This window comes from Agrobacterium sp. CCNWLW155 (assembly GCF_036888815.1).
GTDB classification, from domain to species: domain Bacteria; phylum Pseudomonadota; class Alphaproteobacteria; order Rhizobiales; family Rhizobiaceae; genus Agrobacterium; species Agrobacterium radiobacter.
In genome coordinates this window covers 57,203-76,145 of record NZ_JBAKFW010000003.1, presented here as the reverse complement: position 1 = coordinate 76,145, position 18,943 = coordinate 57,203, and the positions used below count along the sequence as shown (strand labels likewise).

15 protein-coding genes are annotated in these 18,943 nt (G+C 61.3%); 8 read left to right on the top strand and 7 right to left on the bottom strand.

Translation table 11 applies throughout. The annotated features are described in order from the left end of the window. Nucleotides 1–64: 64 nt before the first annotated feature. From V6S97_RS12930 to V6S97_RS12910, 5 genes are read right to left on the bottom strand one after another with little or no spacing between them, the layout of a single operon-like run. On the bottom strand, nucleotides 65–1,336 hold the full coding sequence (locus V6S97_RS12930) for a dihydrolipoamide acetyltransferase family protein (protein WP_003506980.1): 1,272 nt from the start codon (nucleotides 1,334–1,336) through the stop codon (nucleotides 65–67). A gap of 2 nt (nucleotides 1,337–1,338) precedes the next feature. Next, nucleotides 1,339–2,352, bottom strand: a complete 1,014-nt coding sequence (locus V6S97_RS12925; RefSeq protein ID WP_003506981.1) for an alpha-ketoacid dehydrogenase subunit beta — start codon at nucleotides 2,350–2,352, stop codon at nucleotides 1,339–1,341. Nucleotides 2,353–2,355: 3 nt separating this feature from the next. Beyond that, the gene (locus V6S97_RS12920) at nucleotides 2,356–3,594 is read right to left on the bottom strand and encodes a 3-methyl-2-oxobutanoate dehydrogenase (2-methylpropanoyl-transferring) subunit alpha (protein ID WP_003506983.1); all 1,239 of its coding nucleotides are present in this window, start codon (nucleotides 3,592–3,594) and stop codon (nucleotides 2,356–2,358) included. A 44-nt stretch (nucleotides 3,595–3,638) separates the two neighbouring features. Beyond that, on the bottom strand, nucleotides 3,639–4,766 hold the full coding sequence (locus V6S97_RS12915; protein ID WP_003506985.1) for an acyl-CoA dehydrogenase family protein: 1,128 nt from the start codon (nucleotides 4,764–4,766) through the stop codon (nucleotides 3,639–3,641). Nucleotides 4,767–4,778: 12 nt separating this feature from the next. Then, nucleotides 4,779–5,894 (bottom strand): acetyl-CoA C-acyltransferase, encoded by a 1,116-nt coding sequence (locus tag V6S97_RS12910; protein WP_035213054.1) that lies wholly within the window; start codon nucleotides 5,892–5,894, stop codon nucleotides 4,779–4,781. A 230-nt stretch (nucleotides 5,895–6,124) separates the two neighbouring features. Here V6S97_RS12910 and V6S97_RS12905 point away from each other — a divergent pair, with 230 nt between their 5' ends. From V6S97_RS12905 to panB, 8 genes are all read left to right on the top strand, one after another. Beyond that, entirely contained in the window at nucleotides 6,125–6,598 is a 474-nt protein-coding gene (locus tag V6S97_RS12905; RefSeq protein ID WP_003500312.1) for an Lrp/AsnC family transcriptional regulator, read from the top strand. Nucleotides 6,599–6,679: 81 nt separating this feature from the next. Further along, on the top strand, nucleotides 6,680–7,852 hold the full coding sequence (locus tag V6S97_RS12900; RefSeq protein WP_003506989.1) for an isovaleryl-CoA dehydrogenase: 1,173 nt from the start codon (nucleotides 6,680–6,682) through the stop codon (nucleotides 7,850–7,852). Between the two features lie 8 nt (nucleotides 7,853–7,860). Further along, complete coding sequence (locus V6S97_RS12895) at nucleotides 7,861–9,462, top strand: carboxyl transferase domain-containing protein (RefSeq protein WP_003506991.1); 1,602 nt, start codon at nucleotides 7,861–7,863, stop codon at nucleotides 9,460–9,462. Between the two features lie 7 nt (nucleotides 9,463–9,469). Then, on the top strand, nucleotides 9,470–11,461 hold the full coding sequence (locus V6S97_RS12890) for an acetyl/propionyl/methylcrotonyl-CoA carboxylase subunit alpha (RefSeq protein ID WP_003506993.1): 1,992 nt from the start codon (nucleotides 9,470–9,472) through the stop codon (nucleotides 11,459–11,461). Nucleotide 11,462: 1 nt separating this feature from the next. Then, nucleotides 11,463–12,374, top strand: coding sequence for a hydroxymethylglutaryl-CoA lyase (locus V6S97_RS12885; protein ID WP_003506994.1), 912 nt, complete (start codon nucleotides 11,463–11,465; stop codon nucleotides 12,372–12,374). A 5-nt stretch (nucleotides 12,375–12,379) separates the two neighbouring features. After that, nucleotides 12,380–13,150 carry an enoyl-CoA hydratase-related protein gene (locus V6S97_RS12880; RefSeq protein WP_003506995.1) on the top strand — a complete coding sequence of 257 codons (771 nt, stop codon included), beginning with the start codon at nucleotides 12,380–12,382 and terminating at the stop codon, nucleotides 13,148–13,150. Nucleotides 13,151–13,301: 151 nt separating this feature from the next. Then, complete coding sequence (gene panC / locus V6S97_RS12875; protein ID WP_003506996.1) at nucleotides 13,302–14,180, top strand: pantoate--beta-alanine ligase; 879 nt, start codon at nucleotides 13,302–13,304, stop codon at nucleotides 14,178–14,180. Then, complete coding sequence (panB, locus tag V6S97_RS12870) at nucleotides 14,177–15,016, top strand: 3-methyl-2-oxobutanoate hydroxymethyltransferase (protein WP_003506997.1); 840 nt, start codon at nucleotides 14,177–14,179, stop codon at nucleotides 15,014–15,016. The genes panC and panB overlap by 4 nt, the downstream gene beginning before the upstream one ends. A gap of 201 nt (nucleotides 15,017–15,217) precedes the next feature. Here panB and rhaI read toward each other — a convergent pair whose 3' ends face one another. Both rhaI and V6S97_RS12860 read right to left on the bottom strand, forming a co-directional pair. Then, a complete protein-coding gene (gene rhaI / locus V6S97_RS12865) occupies nucleotides 15,218–16,510 on the bottom strand; it encodes an L-rhamnose catabolism isomerase (protein ID WP_003506998.1) in 1,293 nt (430 codons plus the stop codon). Nucleotides 16,511–16,698: 188 nt separating this feature from the next. Then, nucleotides 16,699–18,795, bottom strand: a complete 2,097-nt coding sequence (locus V6S97_RS12860; RefSeq protein ID WP_003507003.1) for a bifunctional rhamnulose-1-phosphate aldolase/short-chain dehydrogenase — start codon at nucleotides 18,793–18,795, stop codon at nucleotides 16,699–16,701. Nucleotides 18,796–18,943: the final 148 nt, after the last annotated feature.

Sequence of the window (18,943 nt, the reverse complement as noted above, 5' to 3'; positions counted from 1 at the left end):
TGGAAGGATCCCTGTGACGAGCACAGGGATGAGAAGCGCGTGGCGGAGTGGTCGCCGGTCTCCTTCACTCGATGAAAATCAGCGCGGGCTTCTCCAGCAGTGCCTTGACGGCCTGGATGAAGACCGCCGCGTCCCAGCCGTCGACGACACGGTGATCGAAGCTGGAAGACAGGTTCATCATCTTGCGCGGCACAAAGCGAATTCCATCCCAGACCGGCCGCGTCATGATCTTGTTGACGCCGATGATCGCCACTTCGGGGTGATTGATGAGGGGCGTCGAAACGACGCCGCCCAGGGCTCCCAACGAACTGATGGTGATGGTGGAGCCCATCAGTTCTTCTCGATGCGCCGTGCCGGTGCGGGCGGCTTCTGCAACGCGCGCGACTTCCTCTGCGCATTCCCAGAGGCCGAGCGTTTCCGTGTGACGCACGACCGGGACCGTCAGGCCCGACGGCGTCTGCGTGGCGATGCCGATATGAACGGCTTCATAGTGGCTGACGACCCCTTTTTCGTCATCAAAGGTGGCATTCATGCCGGGATGATCCGCAACGGCTTTCACCAGCGCGCGCATCAGAAACGGCAGGATCGTCAGCTTCGGTTGCCCGGAACGGCGGTTGCCGTTCATGGTCGCCCGCAAATCCTCCAGATCGGTCACGTCGACTTCCTCGACATAGGTGATGTGGGGAATTCGGGAGGCGGAAAGCACCATCTTCTCGGCAATCTTGCGCCTGAGCCCGGTCACCTTCACCTCCTCGACGGCGCTATCGTGGGGCGCTATCGGCTCGGGGCGTTCAGGCCGCCCCCGCACGGTTAAAAACCCGTCGAGATCGGCATGGGTAATATGCCCATCCGGGCCCGTTCCCTTGACCTGTGCGAGATCGATATCGAGATCGTCGGCGCGCTGGCGGACGGCGGGGGATGCCAGCGGTTTATGGTGCAGTTCGGCTGCGGGCGCCGGTGGCGCTTCCTCGGGCTCTCGTGCCGTCGGCTGGGTTTCAACGGGTGGCGGCGTGTCTGTCATATCGGCAGGCGCTTCCGTCATCTGGATGGGTGCTTCCGCTTCCGGCATGCTGCCATTGGGCGCGACGGCTGCGACATCGGTTTCAATGCGCAGGAGCGGCGCCTTCACCGGCACGGTGTTTCCAACCGTCACGGCGAGCCAGGTGACCACGCCCGCCACGGGTGATGGGATTTCCACTGTCGCCTTGTCCGTCATCACCGCGGCCAGCACCATGTCCTCATGGACGAGATCACCCGGTTTGACGTTCCATTCCACCAGTTCGGCTTCCGCCACACCTTCACCGACATCAGGCATAGTGAGAACAAATTCCGCCATAATCAGGCCTCCATGACTTCGACAAGGGCTCGCCCGACGCGGGCAGGTCCCGGAAAATAGTCCCATTCCTGCGCATGGGGATAAGGCGTATCCCAGCCGGCGACGCGGACGACGGGGGCCTCAAGATGATAGAAACAATGTTCCTGCACCAGCGACACGACTTCCGCCCCGAAGCCGGAGGTCAGCGTTGCCTCATGCACCATGACGCAGCGGCCGGTCTTCGAAACCGATTTCACGATGGTATCGAGATCGAGCGGCAAGAGGCTGCGAAGGTCGATAATCTCGGCATCCACACCGGTCTCTTCCGCCGCCGCCAGCGCCACATGCACCATCGTGCCATAAGCGATGACGGTGACATCGTTTCCGGGGCGGCGGATTTCGGCCTTGCCGATGGGAATGGTGTAGTGCCCTTCCGGCACCTCGCCCATCTCGTGTTTGGACCAGGGCGTTACCGGCCGGTCATGGTGCCCGTCGAAGGGGCCGTTATAAAGCCGCTTCGGCTCCAGAAACATCACGGGGTCGGGGTCTTCGATGGATGCGATCAGCAGCCCCTTGGCATCATAAGGATTGGAAGGGACCACCACCTTCAGCCCGCAGACATGGGTGAAGAGGGCTTCCGGGCTCTGGCTGTGCGTCTGCCCGCCAAAAATCCCGCCGCCGGTGGGCATGCGGAGAACGATCGGGCAGGTGAAATCGCCATTGGAGCGATACCGGATACGCGCCGCTTCCTGGGTGATCTGGTCATAGGCGGGATACATATAATCGGCGAACTGGATTTCGACGCAAGGCCGCAGACCATAAGCGGCCATGCCAATCGCCGTGCCGACAATGCCGGATTCGCTGATCGGCGCGTCGAAACAGCGCGTCTTGCCGTATTTTCCCTGCAGCCCCTGCGTGGCGCGGAAGACGCCGCCGAAATAGCCCACATCCTCACCGAAAACCACGACATCGTCGCTGCGCTCCATGGAGACATCCATGGCGCTGCGGACGGCTTCGATCATAGTCATTCTTGTCATGTCTCACCACCCTGCCTTCTGGCGCTGGCGGGCGAGATGTGGCGGCATCTCGGCGTAGACGCCTTCGAAAATATCCTTTTTCGGCGGTTTTCCACCCTCATGCAGCGTACCGTGGCTTTCCGCCTCGCGCTGGGCTTCCAGCACCTCATCGGCGATTTCCGCCTCCGCCTGCCGGTGCCGCTCGTCCGACCAGACGCCGCGCAGGACGAGATGTTTCTTGAGCCTCAGAACCGGGTCACCCAGGGGCCACGCCTCGGACTCCGTCTTGGGGCGATAAGCGCTCGGATCATCCGAGGTGGAATGGGCGCCGACACGATAGGTGACATATTCGATCAGCGTCGGACCGAGGTTGCGGCGCGCCCGTTCCACGGCCCAGCGCGCCACGGCATAAACGGCGAGATAATCATTGCCATCGACCCGGAGTGCGGGAATGCCGAAACCCAGCCCGCGCGCCGCAAAGGTGCCAGAACCGCCGCGCGCAATGCCCTGAAAGGTGGAAATCGCCCATTGGTTATTGACGATGTTGAGGATGACCGGCGCCTTATAGGTGGAGGCAAAGACCATTGCCGAGTGAAAATCCGACTCCGCCGTCGAACCGTCGCCGATCCAGGCGGCCGCGATTTTCGTATCGCCCTTGATGGCCGAGGCCATCGCCCAGCCGACGGCCTGCACATATTGCGTGGCGAGATTGCCTGACACGGTGAAGAAGCCGTGTTCCTTCGAGGAATAGAGAACCGGCAATTGCCGCCCGTGCAGCGGGTCGAGCTCGTTGGAGTAAATCTGGTTCATCATGGTGACGAGCGGATAGTCATCGGCAATGAGCAGTCCCGCCTGCCGGTAGGTCGGGAAATTCATGTCGCCTTTGGAAAGCGCCTTGCGGAAAGCGCAACTGACAGCCTCTTCGCCCAGATGCTGCATGTAGAAGGACGTCTTGCCCTGCCGCTGCGCCATCAGCATGCGGGCATCGAAAGCCCGCAGCCGCATCATGTTTTTGAGGCCCACCAGCAATTCCTCGTCCGAGAGCAGCCCGGCCCACGGCCCGACGGCCTCACCCTGATGATTGAGGACACGGATGATCGAATAGGCGAGATCGCGCATGCTTTCAGGGGCGGCATCCACCTCCGGGCGTGGCACGGAGCCGGCCTTGGGTATTTTCACATTGGAGAAATCCGGCTGGTCACCGGGCCGCACCGCTGGCTCTGGCACATGCAGGCTGAGATGCGTGGTTTCGGTAATATCCATTCTACTCCTCCCATCGCCATCTCCTCCAGACGACGAAACAATTTTCAGAGGTTGCGCGCGATGACCATCCGCTGGACATCGCTGGTTCCCTCGTAAATCTGGCAGATGCGCACATCGCGATAGATCCGCTCCACCGGATAATCCGCCATGTAGCCGTAACCGCCGTGAATTTGGATGGCGTCCGAGCAGACACGCTCGGCCATTTCGGAAGCAAAGAGCTTGGCCATCGAGGCTTCCGAAAGGCAGGGTTCGCCCGCCTCCTTCAGCGCCGCCGCATGCAGCACCAGCTGCCGCGCCGCCGTAATCCGCGTCGCCATATCCGCAAGCCGAAACGCCACCGCCTGATGCTCGATGATTGCCTGCCCGAAGGCCTTGCGTTCGCGGGCATAGTCCCGCGCCGCCTCGAAAGCGGCCTGCGCCATGCCGACCGCCTGCGCGGCGATACCGATGCGGCCGCCTTCCAGATTGGCGAGCGCGATGCGATACCCCTGCCCCTCTTCACCGAGCCGCAATTCGGCTGGAACCGCCATGTCGGTGAAGGCGATCTGGCAGGTATCGGACGAATGCAGGCCGAGTTTTTCCTCGACCCTGATGACCTCGTAACCCGGCGTATCGGTCGGCACGATGAAGGCGCTGATGCCCTTCTTGCCCACCGCTGCGTCGGTGACGGCAAAAACGATAACGACATCGCCATTCTTGCCTGACGTGATGAACTGTTTCGCGCCGTCGAGAATATAACGGTCGCCGTCGCGCCGGGCGCGGGTCTTAAGATTGGAAGCGTCGGAACCGGCCTGCGGTTCGGTCAGCGCAAAACCGCCGATCCATTCGCCGGAGGCGAGCTTGGGCAGGAAACGCTGCTTCTGGTCTTCCGTGCCGAATTTCAGAATCGGCACGCAGCCGACCGAATTGTGGACGCTCATGATGGTGGAACAGGCGCCGTCACCGGCGGCGATCTCCTCCAGCGCCAAGGCATAAGCGACGGCACCGGTTTCCGAGCCGCCATAGTCTTCAGAGACCAGCATTCCGAGAAAGCCGAGTTCGCCCATCTCTTTCAGCTCATCTTTCGGGAACCGGCTTTCCCGGTCGCGCGCGGCGGCACCGGGGGCGAGCCGCTCGCGGGCGAAATCGCGGGCCATGTCCCTGATCTGCTGCTGGGCTTCGTTCAGGATCATCGCCGCCTCCCCTCAGTGTAGTTCAACCGCGAGCGCCGTCGCTTCGCCGCCGCCGATGCAGACGGCGGCAACGCCGCGCTTCAACCCGTGACGCTGCAAGGCCGCAAGCAGGGTGACGACGATGCGTGCACCGGAAGCCCCGATGGGATGGCCGAGCGCACAGGCACCGCCATGCACATTCACCTTCTCATGCGGCAGCTCGAGATCGCGCATCGCCGCCATCGCGACGACCGCGAAGGCCTCGTTGATTTCGAACAGATCGACATCCTTCGCCGCCCAGCCGGTTTTTTCGAACAGCTTTTTCATCGCGCCGATAGGAGCCGTCGGAAATTTTGCAGGCGCATCCGCATGGGAGGTCTGGCCGATAATGGTCGCCAGCGGCAAAAGGCCCCGCCTTTCCGCTTCCGATCTGCGCATCAGAACAAGAGCGGCCGCGCCATCGGAAATGGAACTGGAATTGGCCGCCGTCACCGTTCCACCATCGCGAAAGGCGGGCTTCAGTTGCGGGATTTTTTCCGGGCGGGCCTTCCCCGGCTGTTCGTCTACGGCAACATCGCCGACAGAAGTGATTTCCGCCTCGAAAGCCCCTTCCGCGATAGCGCGTCGGGCGCGTTCCAGTGAAGCCAACGCGTAATCATCCTGCATGGCGCGCGTGAACTGATAATCTTGCGCGCAATCTTCCGCGAAAGTCCCCATCAGCCTGCCCTTGTCATAGGCGTCTTCAAGGCCGTCGAGAAACATGTGATCGGTGAGCTTGCCGTGGCCGAGACGATAACCATTGCGGGCGCGGTCCAGCAAATAGGGCGCGTTGCTCATGCTCTCCATGCCACCCGCAAGCACGACGGAAGAGCTTCCCGCCGCAAGCTGGTCATGCGCCAGCATGATCGCCTTCATGCCTGAGCCGCACATCTTGTTGATGGTCGTCGCGCCAATCGAGTTGGGAATGCCGGCGGCAATGGCCGCCTGTCTCGCTGGAGCCTGCCCCTGCCCGGCCGAGAGCACGCAGCCCATCAGCACATCGTCGATATCAGCGGGTGAAATTACGGCCCGTTCGACGGCCGCGCGGATCGCCGCCGCCCCGAGATCGGGCGCAGCCACCGATTTGAATTCGCCCTGGAACCCACCCATAGCAGTACGGGCGGCCCCGACGATAACGACAGGGTCATGCACAGCCAAATTCACCTCCCTAGGCCATCCTCCCACCAAGAGAACGACCGTCATCGTGATCTCCTCCAGACCTCGACTGACGTGAACGCTATCACTATCTCGAATTCATTTCAAAGCTATTTTGATTGACAGTTTTTTGATTGGCGATATCTTTGATCCAACAAATAGTCATATCATAGAGCAAATGATCCATGATTGAGCTCGACAGTTTCGACCAGAAGATTCTGCATGTGCTCGGCGATGACGGGCGGGTGAGCTGGCGCGATCTGGCGGCCCGGATCGGCCTTTCCTTCACGCCGACGCTGCGCCGTGTCCGCAAGCTGGAAGAGGAAGGCATCATTCGCGGTTATACCGCCGTGTTCGATGAGAACCGGCTGCTCGGCAATATGGGCGTCTTCATTTCCGTCACGCTGGAACGGCAGATCAAGGAAGCGCTGACGACGTTCGAGCACCATGTCGCCTCCATTCCGGAAGTGGTGGGCGGCTACCAGACGAGCGGCAGTTCCGACTATCTCATTCATGCCATGGTGCGGGATCTACCGCATTATCAGCAGCTTCTGGATTTCCTGACCACGGTTCCCGGTGTGTCGCGCATCCAGTCCAATTTCGCCATCAAGACATTCGTTCGCCGTTCCGCCGCCTTCACCGGAGGTGACGCGCCATAAATGAGAGTTGCCAGCACGGAGGAGGTGCTGGCCGCTGACGAGAGGGACGGAGATAAACGGCCGTCCGGAGGAGGAGACGCGATGAGTTTGAACCTCGCCGCCATTTTCGACGCCGATCTCGGCCCGGAAATCGCAGCGCTGCGCGACAGCGTGAGAGCATTCGCCGACGATGAAATCGCCCCGCTAGCGGCGGAGATCGATCGCGACGACCAATTTCCAAGAAAGCTCTGGCCGCAGATGGGCGAACTGGGCCTGCACGGCATCACCGTTTCGGAGGAATTCGGCGGTGCTGACATGGGCTATCTCGCCCATTGCGTGGCAATGGAGGAGATAAGCCGGGCATCGGCTTCCATCGGCCTTTCCTATGGCGCGCATTCCAACCTGTGCATCAATCAGATTCACCGCTGGGGAACGGAAGATCAGAAGCGCAGATATCTTCCGAAGCTGGTTTCCGGCGAACATGTCGGTTCGCTCGCGATGAGCGAGACCGAAGCCGGGTCGGATGTCGTGTCGATGCGGCTGAAGGCCGAACGCGAGGGCGACCGCTATCTCCTGAACGGCGCGAAGATGTGGATCACCAATGGCCACGAGGCCGATACGCTGGTGGTTTATGCCAAGACGGATATGTCCGCCGGCCCACGCGGCATCACGGCCTTTCTGATCGAGAAGGGCTTCAAGGGTTTTCGCCCCGCCCAGAAACTCGACAAGCTCGGCATGCGCGGTTCACCCACCTCGGAACTGGTTTTCGAGGATTGCGAGGTGCCCGAGGAAAACATCCTCGGGCGTCTCAATGACGGCGTGACGGTGCTGATGAGCGGGCTGGATTACGAGCGCGCCGTGCTGGCCGCCGGCCCTGTTGGCATCATGCAGGCGGCAATCGATCTGGTGTTGCCTTACGCCCGTGAGCGCAAGCAATTCGGCAAGCCGATCGGTGAATTCCAGCTGGTGCAGGGAAAGCTCGCCGATATCTATTCGGCCATGAACGCCTCCCGCGCCTATGTCTATGCCGTGGCACGCGCCTGCGACAATGGCCGCATCACGCGGCAGGATGCGGCAGGCGCGATCCTTTTTGCTGCCGAGCGGGCGACGCAGGTGGCGCTGGATGCGATCCAGCTTCTCGGCGGTTCCGGCTACGTCAATGAAAGCCCGGCCGGGCGGCTGCTGAGGGACGCCAAGCTTTATGAAATCGGCGCGGGCACCAGCGAAATCCGCCGGATGCTGATCGGCCGCGAACTGGTCAAAGGCAACGGGTGAGGAACGCGATGAAGCTTACATCCAGTCTGAACCGCGATCCCACCTTCACCGCCAATACCGCGTTCATGTCTGGTCTGGTGGACGACCTGAGGCAGCACGTCGAAAAAATCACGCGGGGTGGCGGCGACAAGGCCCGCGAACGGCATCTGTCCCGTGGCAAATTGCTGGCGCGCGACCGGATCGAAGCGCTTCTCGATCCCGGCAGCCCATTTCTCGAATTCTCGCAATTCGCCGCTTACGAGGTTTATGACGAACCCGTTCCCGCCGCCGGGATCGTCACCGGCATTGGCCGGGTGTCGGGCCGTGAATGCGTCATCGTCGCCAATGATGCGACGGTGAAGGGCGGCACCTATTATCCGCTAACGGTCAAGAAACATCTGCGCGCGCAGGAAATCGCCGCTGAAAACCGCCTGCCCTGTATTTATCTGGTGGATTCCGGCGGTGCGAACCTGCCCAATCAGGACGAGGTATTTCCCGACCGCGATCATTTCGGCCGTATCTTTTACAATCAGGCCAATATGTCTGCGGAGGGCATCGCGCAGATCGCCGTGGTGATGGGCAGCTGCACGGCTGGCGGGGCCTATGTGCCCGCCATGAGCGACCAGTCCGTGATCGTCAAAAATCAGGGCACGATCTTTCTCGGCGGCCCGCCGCTGGTGAAGGCTGCAACTGGTGAAGTGGTGAGCGCGGAGGAACTGGGCGGCGCGGATGTGCATTCGCGGCAATCGGGCGTCACCGATCATTACGCCCATGACGACCGCCACGCGCTTTCACTGACCCGGCGGATCGTCTCCACGCTCAACCGCCGCAAACAGGTGGAGCTGGACATTCGCGAACCGATGGAGCCGCTTTATCCGCCGGATGAACTTTACGGCATCGTTCCCGCCGATACGCGAAAACCCTTCGAGGTCCGCGAGATCATCGCACGTCTGGCGGATGGTTCCGAATTCGACGAATTCAAGGCGCTTTACGGCACCACGCTGGTCTGCGGTTTCGCCCATATTCATGGCTATCCCGTAGGCATCATCGCCAATAATGGCATTCTCTTCTCGGAATCGGCGCTGAAGGGCGCACATTTCATCGAACTCTGCTGCCAGCGCGGTATTCCGCTGGTCTTCCTGCAGAACATCACCGGCTTCATGGTCGGCAAGGCCTATGAGGCCGGCGGCATCGCCAAGGATGGCGCAAAGCTTGTCACCGCCGTCGCATCGGCAAAAGTGCCGAAATTCACCGTCATCATCGGCGGCTCCTTCGGTGCCGGCAATTACGGCATGTGCGGTCGCGCCTATTCGCCCCGCTTTTTGTGGATGTGGCCCAACGCCCGCATTTCGGTCATGGGCGGCGAACAGGCGGCCTCTGTGCTGGCACAAATCCGCCGCGATGGTATCGAGGCCGATGGCCGCCACTGGTCGAAGGAAGGCGAAGAGGCGTTCAAGCAACCGATCCGGGAAAAATACGAGCGGGAAGGACATCCCTATTATGCCAGCGCGAGGCTGTGGGATGACGGCATCATCGATCCCAGGGATACCCGCCTCGTGCTTGGCCTCGGTCTCTCCGCCGCGCTCAACGCACCGATAAAACCCACCCGTTTCGGCATATTCAGGATGTGAGGCGACGATGTTCTCGAAAATACTGATCGCCAACAGGGGCGAAATCGCCTGCCGCATCATCCGCACCGCCGCCAAGATGGGCATACGCACCGTTGCCGTCTATTCGGATGCCGACCGTGACGCCATGCATGTGGCACTGGCCGACGAGGCAATTGCCATTGGCCCCGCGCCCGCGCGTGCCTCCTATCTCGACGGCGAAAAAATCATCGCCGCCGCAAAAGCGACCGGCGCGGAAGCGGTCCATCCGGGTTATGGTTTCCTCTCGGAAAATGCCGGTTTCGCCGAAGCCTGTGCCGCTGCCGGTCTTGTTTTCATTGGCCCGCCGGCGGCAGCGATCCGCGCCATGGGCGGGAAAAGCGAGGCGAAAGCGCTGATGGCGAAGGCGGGCGTTCCCGTCGTTCCCGGCTTTCACGGTGAGGATCAGGCGGAAGAGCGGCTTCGCAGTGAAGCGGACGCTATAGGTTATCCCGTTCTGCTCAAGGCCTCGGCCGGCGGCGGCGGCAAGGGCATGCGCATCGTGCGGAAGAAACGCGAATTTGCGGCGGAACTTGCGGGCGCAAAACGCGAAGCGCTGGCCGCCTTCGGCAATGACCGCATGCTGATCGAAAAATATCTGGAGCGGCCGCGACATGTGGAAGTGCAGGTCTTTGCCGATGGCCACGGTAATTGTTTCTCACTTTTCGAGCGCGATTGCTCGATCCAGCGCCGCCACCAGAAGGTCATAGAGGAAGCCCCCGCCCCCGGCTTGCCCGATGCGCTCAGGCAACGCATGTATGAAGCGGCGGTCGCCGCCGCCCGCGCCATCGACTATCGCGGCGCGGGAACGGTGGAATTCCTGCTCGACCCTTCCGGCGAGTTCTATTTCATGGAAATGAATACAAGGCTTCAGGTCGAACATCCGGTGACGGAATATATTACCGGCCTGGATCTGGTCGAATGGCAGCTCCGTGTTGCGGATGGTGAGGCACTGCCGCAGGACTGGGCCGATCTCGACATAAACGGTCACGCCATCGAGGCCCGGATTTATGCCGAAGACCCGGCGCACGATTTCCTGCCGTCGATCGGCACGATCAGCCAACTCATTTTTCCCGATCAAGGCCCTCACGTCAGGATAGACAGCGGCATCCGCGCCGGCGACGCCATTACCGTGCATTACGATCCGATGATCGCCAAGCTGATCGTCTGGGATCGTGATCGCCCATCGGCGGTGCGGCGTCTGCGGTTGGCGCTGGAAAATCTGGCGATCTGTGGCGTCGCCAGCAATGCCGCCTTTCTGACCCGGCTTGCGGGACTGGAGGCCTTCGCAAAAGCCGAACTCGATACGGGCTTCATAGCCCGCAACGATGTCGTGCTTTTTGCCCCGGCCCCGAAGGATGGGAACGAGATAGCGATGGCCGCGCTGGGCCTGCTGCTCTCGCGGCAGAAAAACGGAAAGTCAGGTTCAGAGGCCGATCCCTATAGCCCGTGGAACACGGCAGCCGCCTTCCGCCTCAACGCGCCGTCGCGGGAAACGCTGTATTTCACCTTTGAGAACCAGCCGCTTAACGTCGGCGTCACGCATGAGGCGGACGGTTTTTCGCTTGCCATCGACGGACGGACGATCAGCGCCCATGGCAGCCTCTCGGACGACGGCAAATTCCGTGCAACCGCGGAAGACAGGAAACGGCAGGGCCATTTTTTTGCAGAAGGCGGCAGTTACGCGCTTTTCCTGGATGGCGAACATTATCGCATCGCCCAGCCTGATCCCGTCGATATCGAGGATTCCTCCACCCATACCGGTGGTCTGGAAGCACCCATGCCTGGCGTTATCCGTGCTTTGCTGAGCCGGAACGGTGCTGCGGTTGAAGCCGGCGAGGCGCTAGTGGTGATGGAGGCGATGAAAATGGAGCACACGATCCGTGCACCGGCGAAAGGTACGGTCACGGCCATCAATTGCGTCGAGGGCGATATGGTCGCGGCCGGTGCGGTGCTGGTGGATTTCGAACCGGAGGGAGCATGACATGAGCTGGCCCCGAACGGTAAAAATCGTCGAAGTGGGCGCGCGCGATGGCCTGCAGAACGAAAGCGCCGAGGTTCCAACCGCCATCAAGATCGAGCTGATCGAGCGGCTGGCCGCAGCCGGATTGACTGCGGTGGAAGCGGGCGCTTTCGTCTCGCCCAAAAAAGTGCCGCAAATGGCTGACTCGAAGGAGGTATTTCAGGGCCTCAAACGACGATCCGGCACCGCCTATCCGGTGCTCGTTCCCAATATGAAAGGTTTCGAGGCCGCCATTGAAGCCGGCGTGACGGAAATCGCCGTTTTTGTGTCCGCCTCCGAAGGCTTTAGCCAGCACAATATAGGCTGCTCGCGCGCCGAAAGCCTCGAGCGCCTGCGCCATGTTGCGGAGGCGGCGGGCGGGCGAAACATCCTCATACGCGGTTACGTTTCCTGCATTGCCGGCTGCCCCTATGACGGCGCGGTCGCGCCCGATGAGGTGGCGGCGATGGCCGAGGCGCTTATCGCGCTTGGCTGTTACGAAATCTCGCTCGGCGATACGATCGGCATCGGCACGGCCGCGCATATTCGCAAAATCATCGAACGGGTGTCGGCCAACATTCCGCGCAAAAAAATCGCCATGCATTTTCACGATACCTATGGCCAGGGCGTCGCCAATGTGTTGGCCTCGCTGGATGAAGGTATCTCCGTCTTCGACAGTTCCGTCGCCGGGCTGGGCGGCTGCCCCTTCGCGCCGGGTGCCAGCGGCAACGTCGCCACCGAAGACGTCGTCTATCTGTTGCAGGGGCTTGGCATTAAAACCGGTATCGACCTGATGGCAGTGGCTAAAACCGGCGACTGGATCAGCCGGCATCTCGGCAGACCGAATGCAGCCCGCGCCGGCAAGGCGCTGCTTGCGGCAAGACAGGAAGGGTGACGCGCATGGCGGATGAACTGCTGAGCGAAAGGCGCAAGGACGTTCTCTGGCTGACACTCAACCGGCAGGAGGTGCACAACGCGTTGAATGCCGCAATGACGGACGCCCTGGCGAAGGCCATCCGCGCGGCATCGAGTGATGGTGGCCTGCGCGCCGTGGTGATAACGGCCGCCGGAGACCGCAGCTTTTGCTCCGGGGCAGACCTCAAGGAAAGCGCCGGCGGCATGTTCCTCTCGCCGGATGGAACGAACCCCATTGCCGATGTGATGCGCGCCATCGAGGCCTGCGACAAGATCGTCATGGCCCGCATCAATGGCCGGGTTCTGGCCGGCGGGCTTGGCCTCGTTGCCGCCTGTGATCTTGCCTATGCCGCCGCTCATGCCGAATTCGGTTTGCCGGAAGTGCGCGTCGGGCTTTTCCCGGCCATGGTGGCGGCAAAGCTGCTGGCGAAGGTGCCACTGGGCCAGCTTCAGGAAATGGCCTATCTCGGCGTCGCGATCAGCGCTGCTGACGCGGAGCGTCTTGGCCTCGTCACTCGGGCCGTCCCTTCGGCCGAACTCGACGGCGTGGTTGAGGATGTTCTCGCCCGGCTGCGGCAGAATGCGCCGGGCGCGATCGCGGCCGGAAAGGCGGCATTGCTGAAGATGCGCGATATGTCGTCCGCCGAGCGGCTTGCCTTTGCCGAAAGCGTCATTGCCACGATCAGCGGCAGCAACGAGGCGCGGGAGGGGCGATTGGCCTTTGCCGAAAAAAGGAAGCCGCACTGGGTGGAGTGATCGCCGCCGCGCTGCCCGAGGACCGATTTTTTCGAAAGTCGTCCTGGGGTCAATCGATATAATCCCGATGCGTGCGTTGACCCCGTTGGGCAAATCGCGTTCTATCCAGCACCTTTCGCCGGACCGCGATTGGAGGAGCCGGAGGAGACCCATGCAGCTTGTAAAAACCGTCGCCGAATTGCGGGATGCCACCGCTGCCTTTCGCCGTGCGGGCAAAACCATCGGCTTCGTGCCGACCATGGGCTTTCTCCATATCGGTCATCTGACGCTCGTTGCCCAAGCCAAAGCGGAAAACGGCGTGACAGTGGTTTCGATCTTCGTCAACCCGCTGCAATTCGGCGCGAATGAGGATCTGGCCCGTTACCCGCGCGATCTCGCCCGCGACAGCGCATTGCTGGAAGAGGCTGATGTCGACATTCTTTTCGCGCCAGACGTTTCCGAGATGTATCCGCGCCCGATGCAGACCGTCGTGGATGTGCCCGAACTGGGTAGCCAACTGGAAGGCGCGGTGCGGCCGGGGCATTTCGCCGGCGTCACGACCGTCGTGACCAAGCTTTTTAACCTCGTCCAGCCGGATGCCGCCTATTTCGGTGAGAAAGACTATCAGCAGGTGACACTGATCCGCCGCATGGTTGAGGACCTCGCCCAGCCGGTCAGGGTCGTGCCCGTCACCACCGTGCGCGAGGCCGACGGGCTCGCCTGCTCCTCGCGTAACGTTTATCTAAACCCCGCAGAACGCGCCGCCGCCGTGATCGTGCCGCGCGCGCTGGACGAAGCGGAACGGCTTTATGCTGAAGGCTTCGACGACCCAGCTGCATTCGAGGCAGCCATAGAAAAATTCATCGCCGCCGAGCCGCTGGCCTCACCGGAAGTCGTCGCCGTGCGCAATCCCGATACGCTCGCCCCCATTGCTTCATTGCAGGCGGGACCGGTGCTGGTGGCGCTGTTCGTCAGGGTCGGAAGTACACGGCTCCTCGACAACCGCGTCATCGGGCGCGTCAAGATCGATCAACGGGAGGCTGCCCAATGAGCGCCCATGGAAAACACAAGCGGCTGACAACAGCCTCCATCCGGCAGATGAAAGGCGAGGCGCGCATCGTCTGCCTGACCGCCTATACGACGCCGATTGCCCGCCTGCTCGATCCGCATTGCGATCTGCTGCTGGTCGGCGATTCCCTCGGCATGGTGCTTTACGGCATGGACACGACGGTCGGCGTCACGCTGGACATGATGATCGCCCACGGCCGCGCCGTCATGCGTGGCGTCGAACATGCCTGCGTCATCGTCGATCTTCCCTTCGGAACCTATCAGGAATCCAAGGAACAGGCGTTCCGCAACGCCGTGCGGCTGATGCAGGAAACCGGCTGCGACGGCGTTAAGCTGGAGGGCGGCGAGGAGATGGCGGAGACCATCGCCTTTCTGGTGGCGCGCGGCATTCCCGTCTTCGGCCATGTCGGGCTGATGCCACAGCTGGTGCACACCGCCGGCGGCTTCCGCTCGCTCGGACATTCGGACGCGGAAACGCAGAAAATCTGGCGTGACGCGATTGCAGTCGATCAGGCCGGCGCCTTCGCCATCGTCGTGGAAGGCACCGTCGAGCCGCTGGCCCGGGAACTGACCGAAAAACTCGCCGCGCCGACGGTCGGCATCGGCGCATCTCCGGCCTGCGACGGGCAGGTGCTCGTTTCCGACGACATGCTCGGCCTTTTCACTGACTTCAAACCGAAATTCGTCAAGCGTTTCGCCGATCTAGGTTCGACCGTTTCGGAAGCGGCGGCAAGTTATGCAGATGAGGTGCGCTCCGGGGCGTTTCCGGGGCCGGAGCATACGTTTCAGGTTCGCAGGCAATCGCCTTCGCGCGATTGAAGGATTCGGACTGACTTGCTGAACAACGCCCTGACTAAAGCTCGGTGTCATCCTCGGGCTTGACCCGAGGATCCATGGCGTGGGGGCTCTGGATCCTCGGGTCAAGCCCGAGGATGACGGAGGAGAGGTTGAGGCGACGCTGTCAGCTCTCAGCGGTATATTCGGCCTGATCGCAGGCTTTGCATCCAGCAAAGCGAACGACTACACAATCCCGCCACTACCGCCAACCGAAGCCGGGCGCTCCGCCGCAACCTGCTTGCGATAACCACTCGCCCGATAGGTCGCCACCGGATCGATAGCGCCGCCCGCCAGCTGCCGGGCCTTGGCGAGGATCGGCTCCACATCGGTACGGTAAGCCCTTTTCAGCATATCTGATGCCATCAGCGCATCATTATCCTGCTGATAGCCATCGAGAGCCGCGCGATCCACCAGCAGCGCCTGCGCGTAAGCGCGGCGGATTTCGTTGGCGCTGGAAATCAGGCTTTCTATCGGGTCCGTCACATTGTGCGACTGGTCGATCATATGGGCGGGATGGAAACCCTTCACGCCGCGATATTCGGCATCCACCAGTTCGTTGAAAACGAGGAACAGGCGATATGGCTCGATTGAGCCGGCATCCAGATCGTCATCGCCGTATTTGCTATCGTTGAAGTGGAAACCACCGAGCTTGCCGAACTGGATGAGCCGGGCGACGATCATCTCGATATTGGTGTTCGGCGCATGGTGGCCGAGATCAACGAGGCAGAAGGCCTTTTCGCCGAGCGTATTGGCAATGAGGTAATTGGTGCCCCAGTCCTGCACGACAGTGGAATAGAAAGCCGGCTCATACATCTTGTGTTCGGAAAAGATACGCCAGTCATCCGGCAGCGCCTTGTAGATATCGGCCATGGCCGCAAGATAACGCTCGAAACTTCTGGTGAAGTTGCTCTGGCCCGGGAAATTGGAGCCGTCGCCCACCCAAACCGTCAGCGCCTTCGAGCCGATGGCGTCACCGATCTCGATGCATTCGATATTGTGCTCGACGGCCTGCCGGCGCGTCGCGGCATCCGTGTGGCTGAGCGAACCATATTTGTAGGAATGGCTCTGACCCGGCGCGTCCGAAAACGTGTTGGAATTCATGGCATCGAAGCCGAGACCCAGCGCCGCGGCATGGGCCTTCAAACGCTTCGGGTCCTGTTTGTCCCACGGAATGTGAAGGGAGACGTTCGGCGTCGCCCGTGTCAACTGGTTGATGACAGCGCAATCATCCAGCTTGTCGAAAATACCGCGCGGCTCGCCCGCGCCGGGAAAACGGGCAAAGCGGGTGCCGCCGGTGCCAACGCCCCAGGACGGCACGGCGACGAAAAACTCCGCGACCTTGGCCGTGACTGCGTCGATATCGATATTGCGACGGGCCAGCTGGTTGCCAAGCGCCTGATAATCGTCCTTCAGCGCGCCAGCGCGTTTTTCGTTTTCGGCCGCGATGATATCGGCGGCGATTTTCGTCTCGGTCATCTCTTCCTCCCGGGAATCGGTCCAGTGCATGCTAGTTCATCGCGCTCACCTCCGTCATTCCGGCCTTGAGCCGGAATCCAGCCGACGCACGTCTGTGCGGCGGAGAGAGTCTTTTCAGCCCAAGGACTTGGGCTGGCTGGATTCCGGCTCAAGGCCGGAATGACGGAAGTGAGAACGTGCCGAACGTCCTACCGCGTAAAGCTCTGCGCGTTGCCGGCATCGACATTGATGATGTTGCCGGTCGACTTGGCGGAAGCATCGGACGCCAGGAAGTAGATCGCTTCGGCGATGTCTTCCGGGAACACATTGAGCTTCAGCATCGAGCGCTTGCGGTAATGCTCCTCCAGATCGGTCACCTCGATCTTGGACGAGGCCGCGCGCTGCTCGCGCCACTCGCCGTTCCAGATTTTCGAGCCACGCAGCACGGCATCGGGATTGACGGTGTTGACGCGAATACCCGCTTCCGCCCCTTCCAGCGCGAGGCAACGGGCCAGATGAATTTCCGCAGCCTTCGCCGTGCAATAAGCGGAAGCATTGGGCGAGGATGCAAGGCCGTTCTTGGACGCAACGAAAACCACGTTGCCGCCGAGGTTCTGACGCCGCAGCAGGCGGAATGCTTCACGCGAAACGAGGAAATAGCCCGTGGCGAGAATGTCGATATTCTTGTTCCACATGGCAAGCGTCGTGTCTTCCACCGGAGCGGAAGAGGCAATGCCGGCATTGGAGACGAGAATATCCACGCCGCCGAATTCCACGCTCGCTTCCGCGAAGGCGGAAATCACGGCATCTTCCTTCGTCACGTCAAGCTTGACGGTACGCACCGCGTCAGTGCTGTAACGCTTGGCGAAATCGCCCTTGGCCGCATCCAGCGCCGCTTCGTCAATATCGGCGAGCACCACGCAGGCGCCCTCGCCCGCCAGGCGTTCGGCGGTTGCACGGCCGATGCCGCCGGCGCCACCGGTGACAAAAGCCACGCGACCGGCAAGGCTCTTCGGCTTCGGCATGCGCTGCAGCTTTGCCTCTTCCAACAGCCAATATTCGATATCAAAGGCTTCCTGCTCGGGAAGGCCCTGATAGTCGGACACGGTGGAAGCACCGCGCATGACGTTGATGGCGTTGACGTAGAATTCGCCGGCGATACGGGCCGTCGCCTTGTCCTTGGCGAACGACAGCATGCCGACACCGGGGATCAGGAAAATCACCGGGTTCGGGTCGCGCATATCAGGTGAATTGTCGTGGCGGCAGGCTTCGTAGTAGCGCGTATAATCGGCGCGGTAAGCCTCCAGCGCCTCGTCGAGACCCGCCATCAACGCGTCCACATCAGGATGTGCGGTATCGAGATCGAGGATCAGCGGGCGGATTTTCGTGCGCAGGAAATGGTCAGGGCAGGAGGTGCCGAGCGCGCCGAGCGGCTTCAAATCCTTGGAATTGACGAATTCGAGAACCGGATCCTGATCGTCGAAATGGCCGAGCTTGCGCTCCTCGCGGCCGATGCGGCCACGGATTTCCGGCATTAGTCGGGCAGCGATGGCGCGGCGCTCGGCAACGGGCAGACTTTTCGCCACAGCACCGCCGAAAATCGTCTTGCCTTCGGTCTGCGCCGTAAACCATTCGATCGCCTTGTTGATGATGGCGAGCGTCAGTTCGTAACACGCCTTGGCGTCATTATCCCAGGTGAACAGGCCATGGCTTTCCAGCACGACGCCCTTGGCCTTGGGATTGGCTTTTACGAAAGCCTCAAGGTCGAGGCCGAGCTGAAAGCCCGGACGGCGCCAGGGAAGCCAGCCAATGTCATCGCCGAAGATCTGCTGCGTCAGCTCTTTCGAGTTTTTGGAGGCGGCAATCGCGATGATCGCATCGGGGTGCATGTGGTCGACATGATCATAAGGTACGAAACCGTGCAGCGGCGTATCGATGGAGGCCGCGCGCGGATTGAGGTTGAAGGTGCAATGCGGCAGGAAGCCGACCATGCGATCCTCGTCCTCCACACCCTTGTAAATGCCCTTCAGCGCTTCCAGCTTATCGAGATAAAGCGTCGCAAAACCGTCGAGCTTGATGGTGCCGACATCGCCGCCGGAACCCTTCACCCACATGACACGGACCTTCTCGCCCGTCAGCGGATCGGTTTCGAGCACCTTTGCGGATGTGTTGCCGCCACCGTAATTGGTGATGCGCTTGTCCGCACCCAGCAGATTGGAGCGATAAAGCAGCTTGCCCGGCTCATCGAGCGTCTTGGCGTAAGCATCGTCCCAACGGCTTTCGAGAAGGCGGGATTTTCCCGTCATGTCTTCCTCCCAATATCTGTCTGCATTCGCGGAGCCGATACCGGCCCGCCTCCTTTGAGGACAGATATCGCGCATCCAAAAGCACAATGTCAATCAAAAACGATCATAAATTTTCATGTTGCAGCGCGATATTGATTAATTTGATCGT

Excerpts from the sequence above, each read along its gene's own strand:
- V6S97_RS12925 (WP_003506981.1), bottom strand. The coding sequence starts at position 2,352 with ATGACAAGAATGACTATGATCGAAGCCGTCCGCAGCGCCATGGATGTC.
- V6S97_RS12890 (WP_003506993.1), top strand. The coding sequence starts at position 9,470 with ATGTTCTCGAAAATACTGATCGCCAACAGGGGCGAAATCGCCTGCCGC.
- panB (WP_003506997.1), top strand. The coding sequence starts at position 14,177 with ATGAGCGCCCATGGAAAACACAAGCGGCTGACAACAGCCTCCATCCGG.
- rhaI (WP_003506998.1), bottom strand. The coding sequence starts at position 16,510 with ATGACCGAGACGAAAATCGCCGCCGATATCATCGCGGCCGAAAACGAA.
- V6S97_RS12880 (WP_003506995.1), top strand. The coding sequence starts at position 12,380 with ATGGCGGATGAACTGCTGAGCGAAAGGCGCAAGGACGTTCTCTGGCTG.
- V6S97_RS12895 (WP_003506991.1), top strand. The coding sequence starts at position 7,861 with ATGAAGCTTACATCCAGTCTGAACCGCGATCCCACCTTCACCGCCAAT.
- V6S97_RS12905 (WP_003500312.1), top strand. The coding sequence starts at position 6,125 with ATGATTGAGCTCGACAGTTTCGACCAGAAGATTCTGCATGTGCTCGGC.
- V6S97_RS12900 (WP_003506989.1), top strand. The coding sequence starts at position 6,680 with ATGAGTTTGAACCTCGCCGCCATTTTCGACGCCGATCTCGGCCCGGAA.
- V6S97_RS12885 (WP_003506994.1), top strand. The coding sequence starts at position 11,463 with ATGAGCTGGCCCCGAACGGTAAAAATCGTCGAAGTGGGCGCGCGCGAT.
- V6S97_RS12915 (WP_003506985.1), bottom strand. The coding sequence starts at position 4,766 with ATGATCCTGAACGAAGCCCAGCAGCAGATCAGGGACATGGCCCGCGAT.
- V6S97_RS12920 (WP_003506983.1), bottom strand. The coding sequence starts at position 3,594 with ATGGATATTACCGAAACCACGCATCTCAGCCTGCATGTGCCAGAGCCA.
- V6S97_RS12860 (WP_003507003.1), bottom strand. The coding sequence starts at position 18,795 with ATGACGGGAAAATCCCGCCTTCTCGAAAGCCGTTGGGACGATGCTTAC.
- panC (WP_003506996.1), top strand. The coding sequence starts at position 13,302 with ATGCAGCTTGTAAAAACCGTCGCCGAATTGCGGGATGCCACCGCTGCC.
- V6S97_RS12930 (WP_003506980.1), bottom strand. The coding sequence starts at position 1,336 with ATGGCGGAATTTGTTCTCACTATGCCTGATGTCGGTGAAGGTGTGGCG.
- V6S97_RS12910 (WP_035213054.1), bottom strand. The coding sequence starts at position 5,894 with ATGGGTGGGTTCCAGGGCGAATTCAAATCGGTGGCTGCGCCCGATCTC.